We start from the raw sequence: 16,970 nt of genomic DNA, 5'->3' as shown, positions 1-16,970 counted from the left end.
ATTACTATCAAGCATTAGTAGTAAATGTCATAGCTTCCACCATAACTATTTGGTGAGTAAGCTACGATTTTATGATAACCATACAAGTTACCAAGTGTGATGCTTTTCGTTCCAAAATCAGACACAATTACTCTTCCACTGCTCTTCAGGTTTCCACTCATATCTTCAACATTAAACACATATTCTCCTGTTATAAGAGGAGTAAACATAAAGGTGACATTTCCACTCAAGTATATATCGGTACTATATCCACCATTGAAATATTCTCTTAAGGGATTTTGGGCAAAAATATTAATTTCTTGTGCTTGGGACTGTTGTTGTGTCTGAACTTCCTGGGAGGAAGGGTTAGTTAGCGTAAGAGCTTCATCAGCGAATACCGCTGGAACAGATGCTAAAAGCATCGCCATGGAAGAAAGAGCTGCAATTGCTGTTTTTTGATATTTTTTCACAATCAAACATCTCCTTATGGTATATAAAATTTAAATTAGATTAGAGTTCGTACTGTTCACAAAAAGACAAAAGATCAATAGAGCAGTAGCTTTCCTCACAGTCATTTCCTAGGATGAGAGTAAGGTTGATCTGGCGCCAAATGTATGTTACAAGATAATCGTACATTTAATTCCAAATATATACAATACCATTCTCAGGATTTTCTATACTATTTTTGTTAAATATATACTTTATTCATATATAGTTCACAAATTAACATTTATAAGCTCAGACGATTACGGAGAGGTTATACACGATTCGAACACGCCATAAACGAAAATTGACACAGCAGGATGAGCCTCTGCTTTGCCACATTGTTTGAATAGTAATCTTGAACATCAAGTCGTAGTTTCATAGAACTACTACATTTGTTCATTAAGCGAAATGAAATACATAAATGCGAAATGAGAGTATGAATACGTAAGCGACATGAGACACATAAAAGCATTAAATAGACTTATTTTCTATATTTTTCAATAAAGTGCTTGTATATATCGAATAATGATTTTATACTATACCAATAAAATCCAATTAAATCCCTAATCGACTATTATATGTAATTAAAATTTTAACTACTCACTCGAATCGCGATCGAAAGTCATATCCACCACTCCTTAGCAAGCGTTCTGCTAACGCTCCAGATTACCCTTCCACATGAATGCTTATAGACATTCACTCTCATTACATTATTCAAACACCCAAACTATTCACTCACATGGTTTAATCCGACTCAATCAATCTCCTAAACTTCCAAGTAAAAAACATAGACTAATCTGTTATCTCTTCTGACTCATATTGATCCCTAACCAGACCTGTAAAGGAGGTGAGGCTTTATGTGAAATCCAGAGTATCTATCTCGTCCGCAATAAAGGTTATTTACCGTTTTATTCTGCAGAGAAGGGCATATGTACCAGACTAAATTAAAAAACCGGGTAAAAGGAGTGGAAAAGTTTGATAAAGATTAATCGGTTACGCAAGCCCATCTCCATGGGGCTCTCGCTTCTCCTTGCATTTTCGATCATTCATCCGGTTTCAGCTGAAAACTCCACATCATCCAAATTGGATATGAAATCTGGACTTGCCAAAGTTACGGAGTCCAAAGTAAACGCCAAATTGACCAAAGAATTTGATGGTAGTGAGTATGTTACCTATCTGGTTAAAATGAAGGAACAGGTGGATACAGCAGCAGTCTCCAAACAGGCCCTTGAAAAGGCGACCATAGCCAAACAAACGGCTTCAGCCACAAAGCTGTCCGTTCGTAATTCGGTCGTCAGCTCTCTGCGAGAAACGGCCTCGCGTACACAATATCCATTGGAAACTTATCTGGAAAAGGAAGTTGACCTGGGTAAGGTTAAAGAATATAAAAGCTATTTTATTGTCAATTCATTGGCAGTGACGAGTACCAAAGAAGTCATGGAACAGATTGCGCTGCTGCCTGAGGTGGAGAAGATTCTACCGAATGAGACACGATACTTACAGAAAGCCGAAGTGAGTAAAGAACCGGCGAATGCGGCATCAGGCAAAGATGCTGTACAAACGCCAGCTAAAGACTCTTCAGTCGGAGTTAAAGACAAGGAGCCTGCTGCCAAGGACAAGCTTGCGACTGAAAACGTGGAATGGAACCTGGATTACATCAATGCGCCAGCCGTGTGGGATCGGGGCATCGATGGAACAGGGATTGTTGTTGCTAATCTGGACAGTGGTGTGGATTATACCCACCCGGCGCTTCGCAGCAAATGGCGGGGACTGGATGCTTCGGGCAATATCGTTGATCCCGAACTAAGCTGGTATGATCCGCACAGTAATGCTTCCCTCCCTGCGGACGAAGACGGACATGGTACTCACACGATGGGTACGATGGTTGGCTCTGAAGCGAATGGCACCAACCAGATCGGGGTTGCTCCCGGTGCGAAATGGATTGGTGTACGGATATTCAATCCGGAAACAACGGATGCCATTATTCTGGATGGCGGACAGTGGTTGATCGCTCCAGTGGATGCGGAAGGCAATCTGCATCCTGAACTTGCACCGGATGTGGTAAACAACTCGTGGGGTGGAGGTGCCGGACTAGATGAATGGTTCCGTCCTATGGTGCAAGCCTGGCGTGATGCTCAGATTTTTCCGGAATTCTCAGCAGGAAATGTGAGACTGGGTAACCCGGGCGGACCTGGTTCTGTTGCTAACCCGGCTAACTATCCTGAAAGTTTTGCTACAGGAGCAACCGATATCAACGGAAATCTGGCTTCGTTCTCCCTACTGGGCCCATCCCCTTATGATGAGATCAAACCGGAAGTATCTGCCCCTGGTGTGAATATCCGTTCATCAGTTCCGGGCGGTGTATATGAAGGAGGCTGGAACGGAACATCCATGGCAGGTCCGCATACAACCGCCCTTGCTGCACTGCTGCTTCAGGCCAATCATTCCCTTACCGTGGATCAGCTGGAGCAGATCATTACAGATACAGCCACGCCGAGAACGGATAGTCAGTATCCGACCTCTCCTAATAACGGCTACGGTCACGGCATTATTAATGCCCTTGATGCTGTGGGTTCTGTACTCGAAGGGATTGGAACAGTATCCGGCAGAGTGGTTACAGCCGGAGATGATCTGGAAGAGCCAGTACTGGCACATACCCCTGTCAATTCAGCCTTTACAGGCATTGATATACCATTAACCGCTCATGTGACAGATAACGTCGCGGTAGTCTCCGTTGAGGCTTTTGCCAAAACGACAGGTACCAACCAGTACGTCTATCTGCCGATGAATCGAATTGCTGGAGATAACAAAGATGGGACGTATACAGCGACAATCCCTGCTTTTCTTATTGAACCGCAAGGTGTGGAGTATTATATCCGAGTGAATGATTACGGCAACAACGGATTCGAAAGTCAGGTATATAAAGTGGCTGTGTCCAATGGTGTGCAGCCAGGATACCTTCAGGATTTTGAAGAAGATCAGCTGGGCTTCACGACTGGTGGTACCGGAAGTACCTGGGTATGGGGAACACCAAGCAGTGGTCCTGGAAGTGCATACTCCGGTGACAAGGTAATTGCAACCAATCTGCAAGGGACTTATGTAGCGAATAGCAATGCATATCTGCTTGCGCCGCCAATTGATCTCACCGAGAGTCCAGAAGGTGCGTTATTATCCTTCAAGCACTGGTATGACTTGGAGAATAACATCGACTTTGGCAAGGTATACATCGCTTCCGAGGATAGCGATTTTGTGTTCCAAGAACTGTTAACCTTCACGGGTACAGGTGGCAATTGGAAGACACAATATGTGGATCTTCGCGAATACGCGGGACAGCAGGTGTTCATCAAGTTCAATCTGACGAGTGATAATTCATTGCAAAAGGCTGGCTGGTACATTGATGATTTCGCTGTAGAAGAGCTGGATGAAATTGCTCCGGGCACACCTGCCGGATTGTCTGCGACTGCCGATATTCTTGGTAATGTAGCCTTGAGTTGGACTGGTCCGAACGATGAGGATCTTGAATCCTATATCGTATATCGCTCCACAACCGCAGGTGCAGGTTATGAATCCATTGGAACTGCAACCGGAACAACGTTTACAGATACGGCTACGGTGACAGATTCGACGTATTACTATACCGTTGCCGCACTTGATTATAGTGGCAATGAAAGCGATAAATCGAATGAGGTCTCCATTACAGTAGAGGTGCCTCAGGATATCTACATCGATCATTTCGATGGCAGTGATGATAATGGCTGGACTCATTCAGGAACCAAAGATGAGTGGGAACGCGGCATTCCGGTAACGGGACCTGCCAGCGCGGTTTCTCCACCGAATGTCTGGGCGACTGATCTCGACAATACGTATGAGAGTGGCTCCAACTATTCACTCGTATCTCCGGTCATTGATTTGACGGATGTGTCCGAAGGAACACTCACGTTTAATCATTGGTACGAGATTGAGAGTGGATACGACTACGGGTATGTGGAAGTCACCAAGGATGGTGGAACCACATGGTCAGAACTGGGCAAATTCTCACATAGTACAAACGGTAAACAATGGACACCCGTATTTTATGATCTGGATGCACTTACCGGTAATGAAGTTCAATTCCGGTTCCGCCTGACCTCAGATAACAGTGTTGTGAAGACAGGCTGGTTCATTGATGATTTCCGTGTACTGGGAGTTGCTGCTGAGACGGTAACGGAGGACAGTGCGGTTGTGCTTAACAATGACAAACCTAAACCGTCCTATGATAATCCATGGTACAAAATTTCGCGGACTGACAAAGCGGAATTTAACAAAACGAAACAACAACAACCGGAAGTTGAAAAACCGGAAACAGGTTCGGTTAATCCACAAAGCCTGCCTGCAAGTGCAACGGTTACTGTACTGGAAACCGGACGTTCGGTGAAGACAGATCCAGCTACAGGCAAGTATAACTTCACACACGTAGCAGGTGATTACACGTTAAAAGCTGAAGCATATGGATATTATCCTCGAACTCAGCAGGTAACGATCACCGATGGCAGTGGGGCCAAAGCCAACTTTAATCTGGAGGCAATCCCGCATGGGCAGATTGAAGGTGTTGTAACGGATGAGCGGACAGGACAACCTCTGGCTGATGCTTCCGTTCTCGTGGTGGAAGATGCCAATGTAGGCGAAGTCCACACAGGTTCAGATGGTAGCTTCGTTATTCAGGTACTGGAAGGAAGTTATACTCTGTCCATCCGTGCTGCTGATTACTACAGTAAAACCGTTACTGTAACTGTACCTGGTAATGGTACGGCAGAGGCGAATGTTGCCTTGAAACCGTTCATCGGTTTTCCAGGGGAAATTGCTTATGATGATGGAACAGCAGAGAACGCACGAGCTTTTAACGCTGCGGATAACGCCTGGGCAGTTCGAATGACACCAGAGCTGGAGACCGCTCAACTGACAGGTGCATCGTTCCGATTCTGGAACACCGAATGGCCTGTACCTGGAGGCACAGCGTTCCAATATGCCGTATATGATGCATCGGGTGCGGGCGGAGCTCCGGGACGACAACTGGCTGGACCATTTGACGGTACTGCACTTCGTAACGATCAATGGACAACTGTTGAATTCCCGGAACCGGTCATTGTAACGGGTGATTTCTATATCGTGTACGTACAGAGTTTAGCTGGAACTAGCGCTCCGGGACTCGCTACCGATGAGGATGGTCCAAATGCAGGTCGAAGCTGGCAGCGAGTAGGTGGAGCGTGGAGCACTTCACCTGATGAAGAAGGTAACTACATGATTCGTGCAGTTGTGAGATATCCGGTAAATGCACCTGTGCTCACAGCACCTGCGAACACGTATACGAATCAATCAACCTTCACCGTGTCGGGAACGTCTCCGGCATCCGGCGCTCAGATCAAGATCTACAACGGCAAAGATCTGGCTGGTACGACAACTGTGGTAAATGGGAAGTTCACTTACGGTGTGAAACTCCGTTCTGGGATTAATGCGATTACTGCCGAGGCAGTGGTGGACGGGAAAACGACCGACCGCTCACTCCCCGTCGTCATTATTCTGGATCAGACCAAACCGCAGTTGACCATTGTTACGCCAACTCAAGGAGATCGCATCAATGCGGAAGTTGTTCACGTAACGGGTAATGTCGTGGAACAATTCCTCGATAAGTTGACTGTTAACGGACAAACCGTACAAGTGGGCAAAGACAGAAGCTTCAGTCATCGCGTATTGGTTAACGAAGGCGAGAACACGATTACCATTACAGCAACCGATCTCGCTGGCAATAAAACTACCGTAACCCGCACAGTCTACGTGGAAACGGCGTTGCCAGAACTTACGAATATTACTCCGGCTGAGGATGTTCGAATCACATCAGGAGAGAGTGTTACTGTTTCATTTGACAGTAAACCTGGTTTGCAAGCATCTTTCCGGATTCAGTTACCGCTGAATCTGAATGCCCAAGGGGCAGGAGAGATTCCATTAGTGGAGACCGAACCTGGTCGTTACACGGGTACGTACACAACACCTTCATCCCTTGTTCTGGATGGTGGAGTCATTGTGATTCGAGCTCAGGATGCAGCAGGCAACAAAGTAGAGGCGGAAGCAGCTGGACGATTGTTCGTCAGCGCAGCACAAGAACAATCCGTTCCAGAACCAGATTCGAGCCCTGAAGAGACTGAAACGGAAGTGGGTCCACCGTCCGCTGAGGGTCTACAACCTTAATTATGCAAAGTATGACATGGATGAAAACTACGTTTTGACCATCTAAGCAAGGAGCCGATAAGCCGCGGTATTAGGGCTTGTCGGCTTTTTGTTGTATCTCGATTCACATCTGACGCCTAAGATTAATGAAGCATCCATTGGGAAGCTTTTTCTTTTGCTCTCATATGACAGCAGGTGAGTTGTCTCCGTTCTTCACATTAATGATATAACATGATATATTAGGATGTAGAACATGAGAAGCATGGGTATTTATGGAGGTGCTTGTATTGGGGAAAGACTCGGCATCCAAGCCGATGTATGAACAGATCTTTGAATCCTTGCGCGAACGGATACAGCTTCATCAATATCAAGTGGGTGAGCGTGTTCCTTCGGAGAAGGAATTATGTGATGAATTCGGAGTGAGCCGGATTACAACGAAAAAAGCGCTTGAAATGTTGGCGAGTGAACAATTGATTGTTCGTCAGCCGGGACGGGGTTCTTTTGTAGCTGATACAGCAGATATGACACAAGAAAGACCTAACAGACCTGCTCCGCGTGCTGCGATCAAAGATCCAGAGAAGAAGCTGCTCATTGGTCTGGTCATCACTAACTTCAGCGATATGTATGGTACAGAACTGTTATATGGTATGGAGGAAGCTTCGCGAGAGCATGATTGTTTTCTCGTACTTAGACGCTCCTTCGGGATTCCCGAGCAGGAGGAACAGAGCATTCAGGAACTGCTGGAACTGGGTGTGGATGGATTGATTATTTTCCCGGCACAAGGTGAATATTTCAGCGATGAGATTCTTAAATTGGTCGTTAACAAATTCCCGTTTGTCCTGATTGACCGGTACTTGAAAGGCATTCCGGCTTCATCTGTGAGTACGGATAATGTAGGCGCGGCGCGAGAAGGGATGAATTATTTGTTCGATCTCGGTCACCGACACATCGCTTTTCTGACGCAGCCTCCGGCGAACACTACACCGATTGAAGAACGAATTGAAGGAATCATTGAGGCTCATAATGATCAAGGAGTGCTGGTGAACAGGGAACTGTGGTTAGAATCTTTTCTTTCGACACTGCCAAGTGTGTTTGATCCTCAAGTCGAGGTCCGTGATGTGGAGACACTGGTGGAACATTTACAGAAATACCCCCAGATTACTGCACTCTTTGCTGCGGAGTATCATATTGCTTTACTTGCAGAACAGGCAGCGGATCGGCTTGGTCTTAGGATACCTGAAGATATGTCCATCATTTGTTTTGACAGTCCGAACGCTGCCGAAAGAAGCCGTGTAACACATATGAGACAAAGCCAGTTTGATATGGGAAAACAGGCGTTCGAGATGGTGCTTCAGAGTATGCAGAACAACGAGATGGCAGTGAATAGGGTTATTTTGCCTGCCCGTTTGGTGAAGGGTAAGTCAACAAGTATGGTGAAACAAAAGGGGTAATTTTAGCAACTTAATATTCATTGTGTTCAATCAGGGACTTCGTGTAAACGAGGTCTCTTTTTTATGTGGATAAAATGGGGAGAATTACTTTAAATGGTATACTATTTATTGTCCTTAATTTAAAATAGCATGCTAATATACAAATAAATATATTGACATAACATTATATTCGTTTTAGGATGATGAAAGCGGTTAACAAATTGGATTACATAAGGAGGACAACATGCTGACACCCAGAGATGATCAAGAAATTTCCCCCTCGATATACGACATGATTGATCAGGTTAACAAACGTATGCCAGACCATCCGGAACTTAATCAAATGTTCAAAAATTGTTTTACCAATACGATGGCGACCACAATTCAGCGCAAAGAAGATGGAACAACTTTTGTGATTACGGGAGATATCCCTGCCATGTGGTTACGTGATTCTGCCGCTCAGGTCAGACCTTATCTGGTTCTCGCTTCAGAGGATGAAGATATCGCCGACATGATCGCTGGGCTGGTTGAACGTCAACTGAATTATATTCTCCTGGACCCTTATGCAAACGCTTTTAATGAGACGGAGAGTGGGAAAGGACATCAGGAAGACCTGACGCAGATGAATGATTGGATCTGGGAACGGAAGTATGAGATCGACTCACTGGCTTATCCGATTCAGCTCAGTTATCTCTTGTGGAAGAACACGGGAAGAACAACTCAATTCAATAATACGTTCCGTAAAGCAGCCCAGATCATCATGCAGTTATGGCAAGTGGAACAGCATCATGAGACGAAATCACCCTACACGTTCCAACGTCTGGATGCTCCCGAAACCGATACGCTCACCCGAGAGGGACGAGGTACTGAAACAGTCTATACCGGCATGACTTGGTCGGGATTCCGTCCTAGCGATGATCGATGTGAATATGGTTATCTGATTCCATCCAATATGTTCGCCGTTGTGGCGCTTCGATATCTGCAGGAAATTGCTGAAGCTGTGTTCGAGGATGAAATGCTGGCAGCGACTGCACAGCAGTTGGAGGAACAAATCAACAAAGGAATTCAGGATTATGGCACCGTTGAACATCCGGAATATGGAACCATATATGCATACGAAACGGATGGGAAAGGCAATCACAATCTGATGGATGATGCCAATGTGCCGAGCCTGCTGTCTTTACCTTATCTCGGATATGTCGAGGAGAACGACGAGGTGTATCAGAATACACGCCGTTTCATTTTATCCACGAACAACCCGTATTTTTATGAGGGAACAGCAGCAGCGGGAATCGGTAGTCCGCATACACCAGAAGGGTACATCTGGCATATCGCTTTATCGATGCAGGGGCTGACTACAGAGGATCGCAATGAAAAACTACGATTGCTTCAGCTTATCCATAAGACGGATGCGGATACCGGACTGACCCATGAAGGTTTTTCGGCCAACAATCCACATGAATATACACGTCCATGGTTTTCATGGTCCAACATGCTCTTTAGTGAACTGATTATGGATTATTGCGGATTCCGCGTACAGAAATAGATAGTGAAGCAAGAGATAACCTGCGAGTACATCATAACGTTCGGAGTTCGTTGAATTCCGACAAGAGGAGAGCGAATCATGAGAAAAATATCATTGAAAATGCCGGTAGCAGCAGTTATGACATCCTTGCTCATTCTTACTACAGCCTGTTCGGGCGGAAGCTCAAGCACAGGCACAACCAGTGACGGTAAGAAGGAAGTAACTGTATCGTTCCGTTCTTCAGGATCTGAAGATACACTTACGAAGTTTTTCCAATCAGGTTTGGTGGATCAATTCGAGAAAGAAAACCCGGATATCAAAATCAACATTGCGCCTGTATTGGCAAGTGAGGGTGATTACACGTCCAAAATGGTTTTGCAGATGAAATCGCCTGATACGGCGCCTGATGTTATTGCAGAAGATACATCCATCATCAAATCCGATGCTGCTGCGGGATATCTGGAGCCGCTGGATACACAGGTTCAGGGCTGGCCCGATTGGAAAGAACACATCATTGGCAACCTGAAGGCAGGGGTTACGGGTGAAGACGGCAAGGTATATGGCGTTCCGGCTACCTCGGATACACGTGGAATCTGGTACAACAAGGAACTGTTTCAAAAAGCAGGTCTGGAAGTTCCATTTAAACCTGCAAGCTGGGCAGAGGTACTCGAAGCAGCACGTACCATCAAGCAAAAACTGCCGGGTGTGACACCGCTTAATATGATCGTGGGCAAAGCAAACGGTGAAGGTGTCACCATGCAAACGCTGGAAATGCTGCTCTATGGTACGGCGGATACGCTGTATAACGACACCAGCAAGAAATGGGTCGTTAACAGCCCGGGTCTTTTGGATTCATTCAAATTCATAGATCAAGTGTTTAACACGGATAAAACAGGTCCGACCATGCAGGTTGCCCTGAATGGACAAGCTGGAAGTATTGCATTCCAGCAACAGTTCCCGCAAGACAAACTGGCGATGGCTGTAGATGGTAGCTGGGCAGGTTCGACATGGGCCGAGAATGGTGCGGCTCCAATTGCCAACGTCGAAGAGAAAATAGGATTTGCGCCATTCCCGACACAAAATGGGGAAGAACCTGGAGCAACGACGATGTCTGGAGGATGGGCTTGGTCCGTTCCTGCACAAGCGAAGAATAAGGAAGCAGCTTGGAAATTTATCGAGTTCCTGATGAATAAGGAGAATGCGACTGCGCGCGTCGTAGCGGAAGGCAGCCTCAGTCCACGTAATGATTCCACAGAAGTTGAAGGTTATACCGATCGTCCATATACCAAAGAAGCACAGGAACTCTTGAATGTAGCCCATTTCCGTCCAGCGAACGATCAATATGCAGCGGTATCCGCACAATTGCAAAGCATCGTTGAGAGTATTGCCTCTGGCAAGCTGACGCCGGAAGAGGGAGTTACGCAATTGAAGGATAACGTATCCCGTTCCCTTGGCGCGGACAGCATCGAAGAGAAATAAGGATATCGATATATTCGGAGGGGGAGGCATAATACTCCCCTTTTTCCGGTTCGAATGGAGAGTGACTTATGAAAAGGAAAGCACCAGGTTCATTTCTGTTTCTCATGCCTTCCGTACTGTTATTACTTGTGTTTTTCATTGTTCCCATCATTCTGACGATCTGTTTTGCCTTTACGAATATGGCTCTGACCGGGGCGGCAGCCAAGAGTCTGGAGTTTGTCGGGTTCCAGAATTTCATTAATATGTTCCATGATCCGGACTTCCGCATTAGTGTCTGGCGCACACTGGTCTTTCTCATCTTCTCCGCAGTCATTGGTCAGGTATTGCTTGGATTCATTCTGGCTCTACTAATGAAGGAAAAAAATGTGACCTTCCGCCGGGTCATTGGCATCATCGTCATTGCCGGTTGGGTGACACCCGAGATTGTTGTGGCATTCTGTATGGTCGCCTTTTTCAGTGACAATGGTTCATTGAATCAGATCCTCGGCTGGTTTGGGGCGAATCCAGTCTCCTGGTTGTTCAGTTTCCCTATGGTGAGTGTCATTATCGCGAATATCTGGCACGGCACAGCCTTTTCGATGATGGTCTATCAGTCGGCACTGGATGATATCCCGAAGGAAGTTGAAGAAGCTGCGATTATTGACAGTGCCACCGGGTTCCAGATTGTTAGACACATTACGATCCCAATGGTAAAAGGGTCCATCGTGACCAACATGATGTTGGTTACTCTACAGACACTGGGTGTGTTCACGCTGATCTATACGATGACCGGTGGTGGCCCGGGTACTTCAACACAAACCTTGCCGATCTTCATGTACAATCAGGCCTTTGTGAACTATCAATTTGGATATGGCACAGCCATATCGCTGGTCCTGCTGTTCATTGGTATTATCGCCAGCCTGTTCTACATGCGATCCATGAAAGTGAAAGTGTAACCATGAAGGAGGTTCGATCCCTATGGTCAAACATGGGCTTCAACGCAAAATCCAGTACGGGATTCTAGTTTTTCTGGGGCTCTGTTTTTTATTACCGCTGCTCTGGATCATTCTGGCTTCATTTGACCCGAACGCGCAACAGGGTATCAAAATGCCCAGTACCTGGACCATTCAAAATTTCAAGGATGTACTCGGGGATTCGAGCAATCTTCGTTCATTCGGTGTGGGCCTGATTCTGTCGGGAGGGCAAGCGATATTGGTTGTTCTGGTATCTGTTCTTGCTGCGTATCCATTATCCCGTTATGAAATGAGATTCAAAAAAAGCTTCTTGTTATCTATTCTGTTCATGACAGCACTTCCGATTACTGCCGTGATGGTTCCGGTATTTCAAATGTTTCTGTTCTTCAAAATGCAAAATAGCATCATTGCCACGATGCTGTTCCTGACCGCATCCTCACTTCCTTACGGCATCTGGATGATGAAAAACTTCATGGATTCGGTGCCCATTGATCTGGAAGAATCGGCATGGATTGACGGTGCATCCGTGTGGAACGGATTGAGACGAATTGTAGCGCCATTGATGTTGCCGGGTATTGCCACGATAGCGATATTTACCTTTTCGGGAAGTTGGGGCAACTTCTTCGTGCCATACATCCTGCTCCAGACACCGGAGAAACTTCCGGCATCGGTCACGATTTATCAATTTTTCGGCAGCCACGGTATGGTTGAATACGGCAGATTGGCTGCATTTTCACTACTTTATACGATGCCTTCGGTTGTGTTATACATCTTCTCCCAGCGTTACATGTCCAAAGGTTTCAGCATGGGCGGGGCAACCAAAGGTTAATGACAGGAGGTACGCAACATGACAACCAAAAAGACGGCACATCTCATCTCGCATACCCATTGGGACCGCGAATGGTATATGCCTTATGAACACCATCATGTACTGCTCATTGAGCTGATGGATAAACTGCTGGACACGCTTGATCAGGACCCGGAATATCGCTATTTCCATCTGGATGGGCAGACGATTATTCGTGAAGATTATTTGCAGGTTCGGCCCGAACAACAGGAGAGGCTCGATCGTTATATTCGTGAAGGACGCATCCATTTGGGTCCATGGTATGTGTTACAGGATGAGTTTCTGACCAGCAGCGAGGCCAACTTGCGTAATCTGCTCATCGGTCATCGTGATGCTCGACCTTTGGGTGTGATATCCAAGACGGGGTACTTCCCAGACTCGTTCGGAAATATGGGACAGGCACCGCAGATTCTGCAACAGGCGGATATTCATAACGCGATCTTTGGGCGTGGGGTAAAGCCTACGGGATTCAATAATGCGGTGGTTGATGCAGACAGTTACGAATCTCCCTATTCCGAGATGATCTGGCGTTCGCCGGATGGTTCGGAAGTGCTCGGCATTTTGTTCGCGAATTGGTACTGCAATGGGATGGAAGTTCCGGTTGATCCGGAGAAAGCCCGAGTATATTGGGATAAAAATCTGGAAGATGCCGAGAAGTTTGCATCGACTTCACATCTGTTGTTCATGAATGGTTGTGATCATCAGCCGATCCAGACGGATCTGCCAGAGGCTTTACGTACGGCGGCTGCGTTGTATCCTGATGTAGAATTTATCAACTCCAATTTTGACGATTACATTGAGGCGGTTACGAAGGATGTGCCTGAGCATCTGGCGACCATTGAGGGCGAGCTTCGCAGTCAGCACACGGATGGTTGGGGAACACTGGTGAATACGGCATCTGCCAGGGTTTATCTGAAACAGTTGAATCAGCAGGGGCAGACGTTGCTCGAAAAAGTAGCCGAACCACTGGCCGCCATGGCCCATATAGCCGGGGTAAAAGATTATCCGCACCATCTGTTGACGCATGCATGGAAGATGCTGATGCAGAACCACCCGCATGATAGCATCTGCGGATGCAGTGTGGATGAGGTTCACCGTGAGATGGTGACCCGCTTTGCCAAGAGCAGACAGCTTGCAGAGAAACTTGTTTCCCAGAGTGCGCAGGCGATTGCTGAGTCCATTCATGTGCAACCTGCTGAGGCTTGGGGTGAGGAAGCGGTGCTGTTCACCGTGTTCAACACGAGTGGTTGGAGTCGAAATGGAATCATTGAAATGGATCTGATTGTGGACAAAGCATTTTTCCCGGAAGGTCCTAATCCCCAGGCACTTGCGCAGAAAGTGGAAAAAGATGCACTGCCAGTGTATCAACTGGTCGATTCGGATGGACGCACGTATTCGGCAGAAATCAAGGATCTGGGTGCGCATTTTGGCTATGAACTTCCGAAGGATCGCTTCCGCCAGCCTTATATGGCTCGTAAAGTAAGAGTGACCTTCCAGGCAGTGGATGTACCTTCGCTGGGTTATAAGACGTATGCTCTCATTCCAGTTCAGAAGCAAACAGAGAGTGCTGAGATTGCTGAAGTGTCCGCTACGAGCGAACTCGTTCAGGTTCAGGGAATGATGATGGAAAACGGTCATTTGCGGGTGACGATTGAAGAGAATGGTACGGCTACAATTGAAGATAAGGTATCCGGTGCTGTATACAGGGGATTGAATTCATATGAGAATACCGGGGATATCGGCAATGAATATGTTTACCGACAACCAGAGGGAGAGACAACGCTGACCTCTGAGCATCTGAAGGCAGACGTGCGGATCGTGGAGCAATCTCCATATCGTGTAGTCATGGAAAGTGTATTACGTTGGGAAATTCCTGTTGGAGCAGATGAACTGTTCGAACGGGAGAAGCGCCAAATGGTTCCTTTTACAGAACGGAAGGCACAACGGGTGAAGAACACGGTTCCGTTGGTGATTACGACAACGTATACACTGGAAGCAGGAAGTAATATGGTCAAGGTAAAGTCTGACTTTAACAATCAGGCCAAGGATCATCGGTTGCGCGCACTCTTTCCATCCCGACTGGTGACAGAGGATCATTATGCAGATTCCATCTTTGAAATTGCCAAACGTTCCAATACACCGGCCAAAGAATGGGGGAATCCGAGTAATGCGCAGCATCAGCAAGCATTTGTACATGTGACCGATGGTGATCATGGCTTGATGATTGCAAACAAAGGGCTGAATGAATACGAGATTTTACAGCATGAAGAGGGCAGTACGATTGCGGTTACGCTGCTTCGTGCCTCTTCGGAGCTGGGAGATTGGGGTGTGTTTGAAACACCGGAAGCCCAATGTCTGGGACCTCAGAGTGTGGAATATGCGATTATTCCGTTTGCAGGTGATGCGGCACAGTCAGGTGCTTGTGCATCCGCATACGTGTATCCGATTCCGTGGACAACTGCGCAGCTAGGGTCATTAGCACGCACTTTTGAGCGGGAAGGACATGCCGGAGCTGATGGGCAGAAGGTGGAGTTGCCTCTGTCGAAGCAATGGTTGGCGTGGAATGCACAAAGTTCGTCACTGGCCTTCTCCACATTGAAGATCGCAGAGGAAACCGGAGATGTGATTGCTCGCTGGTATAATCTGAATTCCGAAGCCGCTGAGTTGAACGTTCAGCCTGGATTCGAATGCGCCTATGTCTATGAGAGCGATGTGCTGGAACGGGTCAAGCACACGTTGGATGGAGACAGCCAGACGGTATCCGGATACAAGATCGTTACGCAAGGGTATACGTTAGGTTAAGTTGACGTTTGAAATTTTAATCTTAGGAACCTCCTGTTCACGGTAGTGTGGACAGGAGGTTTTTGTCATGTGCTCTGTTATGTGCACCCAAACTAAAGCGTTATGCTGTATAAATATATAATAACAATTCATGTCGTGATTTTATACATTTATTGTCGTGAGTTTCTATTAAAAATAGATTAAGTCTGTGATAACTTATAGATAAATGTCAGAATATTATATAGTATGGAGGTAAGATACATTGACCATTCGAATTGGGAAAATTAGCTTGTGGCATGTTCACGCATGGGATTACATCAAGCAGGCACAGGAACATGAAGATACAGTCATCGCAGCGGTGTGGGATGAAGATGCCAAGCGGGGACAGGAAGCGGCTGAACGTTTAAACGTACCCTTCTATGCTTCACTCGAAGATATGCTGGCCAAGGATGACATCGATGCCGTTATTGTAGATGCGCCAACCCGCATTCATGAAGAAGTGATCACCGCTGCTGCAAAAGCAGGGAAACACATCTTCACGGAGAAAGTTATTGCAGCGACACAAGCGGAATCCAACAGAATCCTTCATGAGGTAAAGGCAAACAAAGTCAAGATGACAGTCTCCTTACCACGTCTGAATGCAGGATACACGCTAACAATTCAGGAGGTCCTTAACCAGGGATTGCTTGGCAAAGTGACTTATGTTAGAGCGCGTTTATCGCATGATGGAGCGATTTCGAACTGGTTACCTGAACACTTCTATGATCTGAAGGATTGTCAGGGCGGTGCACTGATTGATCTGGGCTGCCATCCAATGTATCTGGCCAAACTGTTTCTGGGTCAGGAAGTAACAGCGGTTAATGCAAACTTCGGATACATTACAGGCAAAGAAGTTGAAGATAATGCCGTTGCAACCTTGTTTACGGATTCCGGAGCAGTTGGCGTTGTTGAAGCTGGTTTTGTGAACAGCCATTCTCCATTTACGATTGAGGTTCATGGTACGGAAGGTACGCTTCTGTACGGGACACCTGATGATAAGCTGTTGATTCGTACAAAAGCAGCACAGGAACAATATGATGACTGGACTGAACTTCCTTTGGCAGACAAAAGGGAAAGCGCATTCAATCAATGGGTCGCACATATACAAAATGATACGGATGCAACTGAAAACGTGCAAATCGCTATGGAGCTGACCCGTTTGATGGAAGCAGCGAATCTCTCTGCCAAAGAAGGGCGCAGAATCACTCTGAATGAATTGAAGGGTTAGGTTTTATTAAGGAGGTGTGCAA

Annotated in this window: 9 protein-coding genes; 8 read left to right on the top strand and 1 reads right to left on the bottom strand. The window is 46.5% G+C overall.

Annotation, left to right across the window (positions count from 1 at the left end):
* Window positions 1-14 precede the first annotated feature (14 nt).
* A complete protein-coding gene (locus tag IFU39_RS06670) occupies window positions 15-449 on the bottom strand; it encodes a hypothetical protein (protein ID WP_192131753.1) in 435 nt (144 codons plus the stop codon).
* 991 nt (window positions 450-1,440) lie between these two features.
* Here IFU39_RS06670 and IFU39_RS06665 point away from each other — a divergent pair.
* From IFU39_RS06665 to IFU39_RS06630, 8 genes are all read left to right on the top strand, one after another.
* Window positions 1,441-6,687: a S8 family peptidase gene (locus tag IFU39_RS06665; RefSeq protein ID WP_192131751.1), complete on the top strand. Its 5,247-nt coding sequence runs from the start codon at window positions 1,441-1,443 to the stop codon at window positions 6,685-6,687.
* A 257-nt stretch (window positions 6,688-6,944) separates the two neighbouring features.
* A complete protein-coding gene (locus IFU39_RS06660) occupies window positions 6,945-8,117 on the top strand; it encodes a GntR family transcriptional regulator (RefSeq protein ID WP_341074226.1) in 1,173 nt (390 codons plus the stop codon).
* A gap of 223 nt (window positions 8,118-8,340) precedes the next feature.
* Complete coding sequence (locus IFU39_RS06655; protein ID WP_192131747.1) at window positions 8,341-9,642, top strand: glycoside hydrolase family 125 protein; 1,302 nt, start codon at window positions 8,341-8,343, stop codon at window positions 9,640-9,642.
* A gap of 78 nt (window positions 9,643-9,720) precedes the next feature.
* On the top strand, window positions 9,721-11,100 hold the full coding sequence (locus IFU39_RS06650; protein WP_192131745.1) for an extracellular solute-binding protein: 1,380 nt from the start codon (window positions 9,721-9,723) through the stop codon (window positions 11,098-11,100).
* Between the two features lie 68 nt (window positions 11,101-11,168).
* A complete protein-coding gene (locus IFU39_RS06645; RefSeq protein ID WP_036608294.1) occupies window positions 11,169-12,035 on the top strand; it encodes a carbohydrate ABC transporter permease in 867 nt (288 codons plus the stop codon).
* A gap of 22 nt (window positions 12,036-12,057) precedes the next feature.
* A complete protein-coding gene (locus IFU39_RS06640; RefSeq protein ID WP_076211825.1) occupies window positions 12,058-12,882 on the top strand; it encodes a carbohydrate ABC transporter permease in 825 nt (274 codons plus the stop codon).
* A gap of 18 nt (window positions 12,883-12,900) precedes the next feature.
* Window positions 12,901-15,702, top strand: coding sequence for an alpha-mannosidase (locus IFU39_RS06635; protein WP_192131740.1), 2,802 nt, complete (start codon window positions 12,901-12,903; stop codon window positions 15,700-15,702).
* 241 nt (window positions 15,703-15,943) lie between these two features.
* Entirely contained in the window at window positions 15,944-16,948 is a 1,005-nt protein-coding gene (locus IFU39_RS06630) for a Gfo/Idh/MocA family protein (RefSeq protein WP_192131738.1), read from the top strand.
* Window positions 16,949-16,970 lie beyond the last annotated feature (22 nt).

The sequence above is a fragment of the Paenibacillus sp. CFBP 13594 genome, from assembly GCF_014842675.1.
GTDB classification, from domain to species: Bacteria; Bacillota; Bacilli; order Paenibacillales; family Paenibacillaceae; genus Paenibacillus; species Paenibacillus amylolyticus_B.
This window is presented reverse-complemented; position numbering and strand designations above follow the sequence as displayed.

Coding starts and splice junctions, on each gene's coding strand:
- IFU39_RS06655 (WP_192131747.1), top strand. CDS start 8,341: ATGCTGACACCCAGAGATGATCAAGAAATTTCCCCCTCGATATACGAC.
- IFU39_RS06650 (WP_192131745.1), top strand. CDS start 9,721: ATGAGAAAAATATCATTGAAAATGCCGGTAGCAGCAGTTATGACATCC.
- IFU39_RS06645 (WP_036608294.1), top strand. CDS start 11,169: ATGAAAAGGAAAGCACCAGGTTCATTTCTGTTTCTCATGCCTTCCGTA.
- IFU39_RS06640 (WP_076211825.1), top strand. CDS start 12,058: ATGGTCAAACATGGGCTTCAACGCAAAATCCAGTACGGGATTCTAGTT.
- IFU39_RS06635 (WP_192131740.1), top strand. CDS start 12,901: ATGACAACCAAAAAGACGGCACATCTCATCTCGCATACCCATTGGGAC.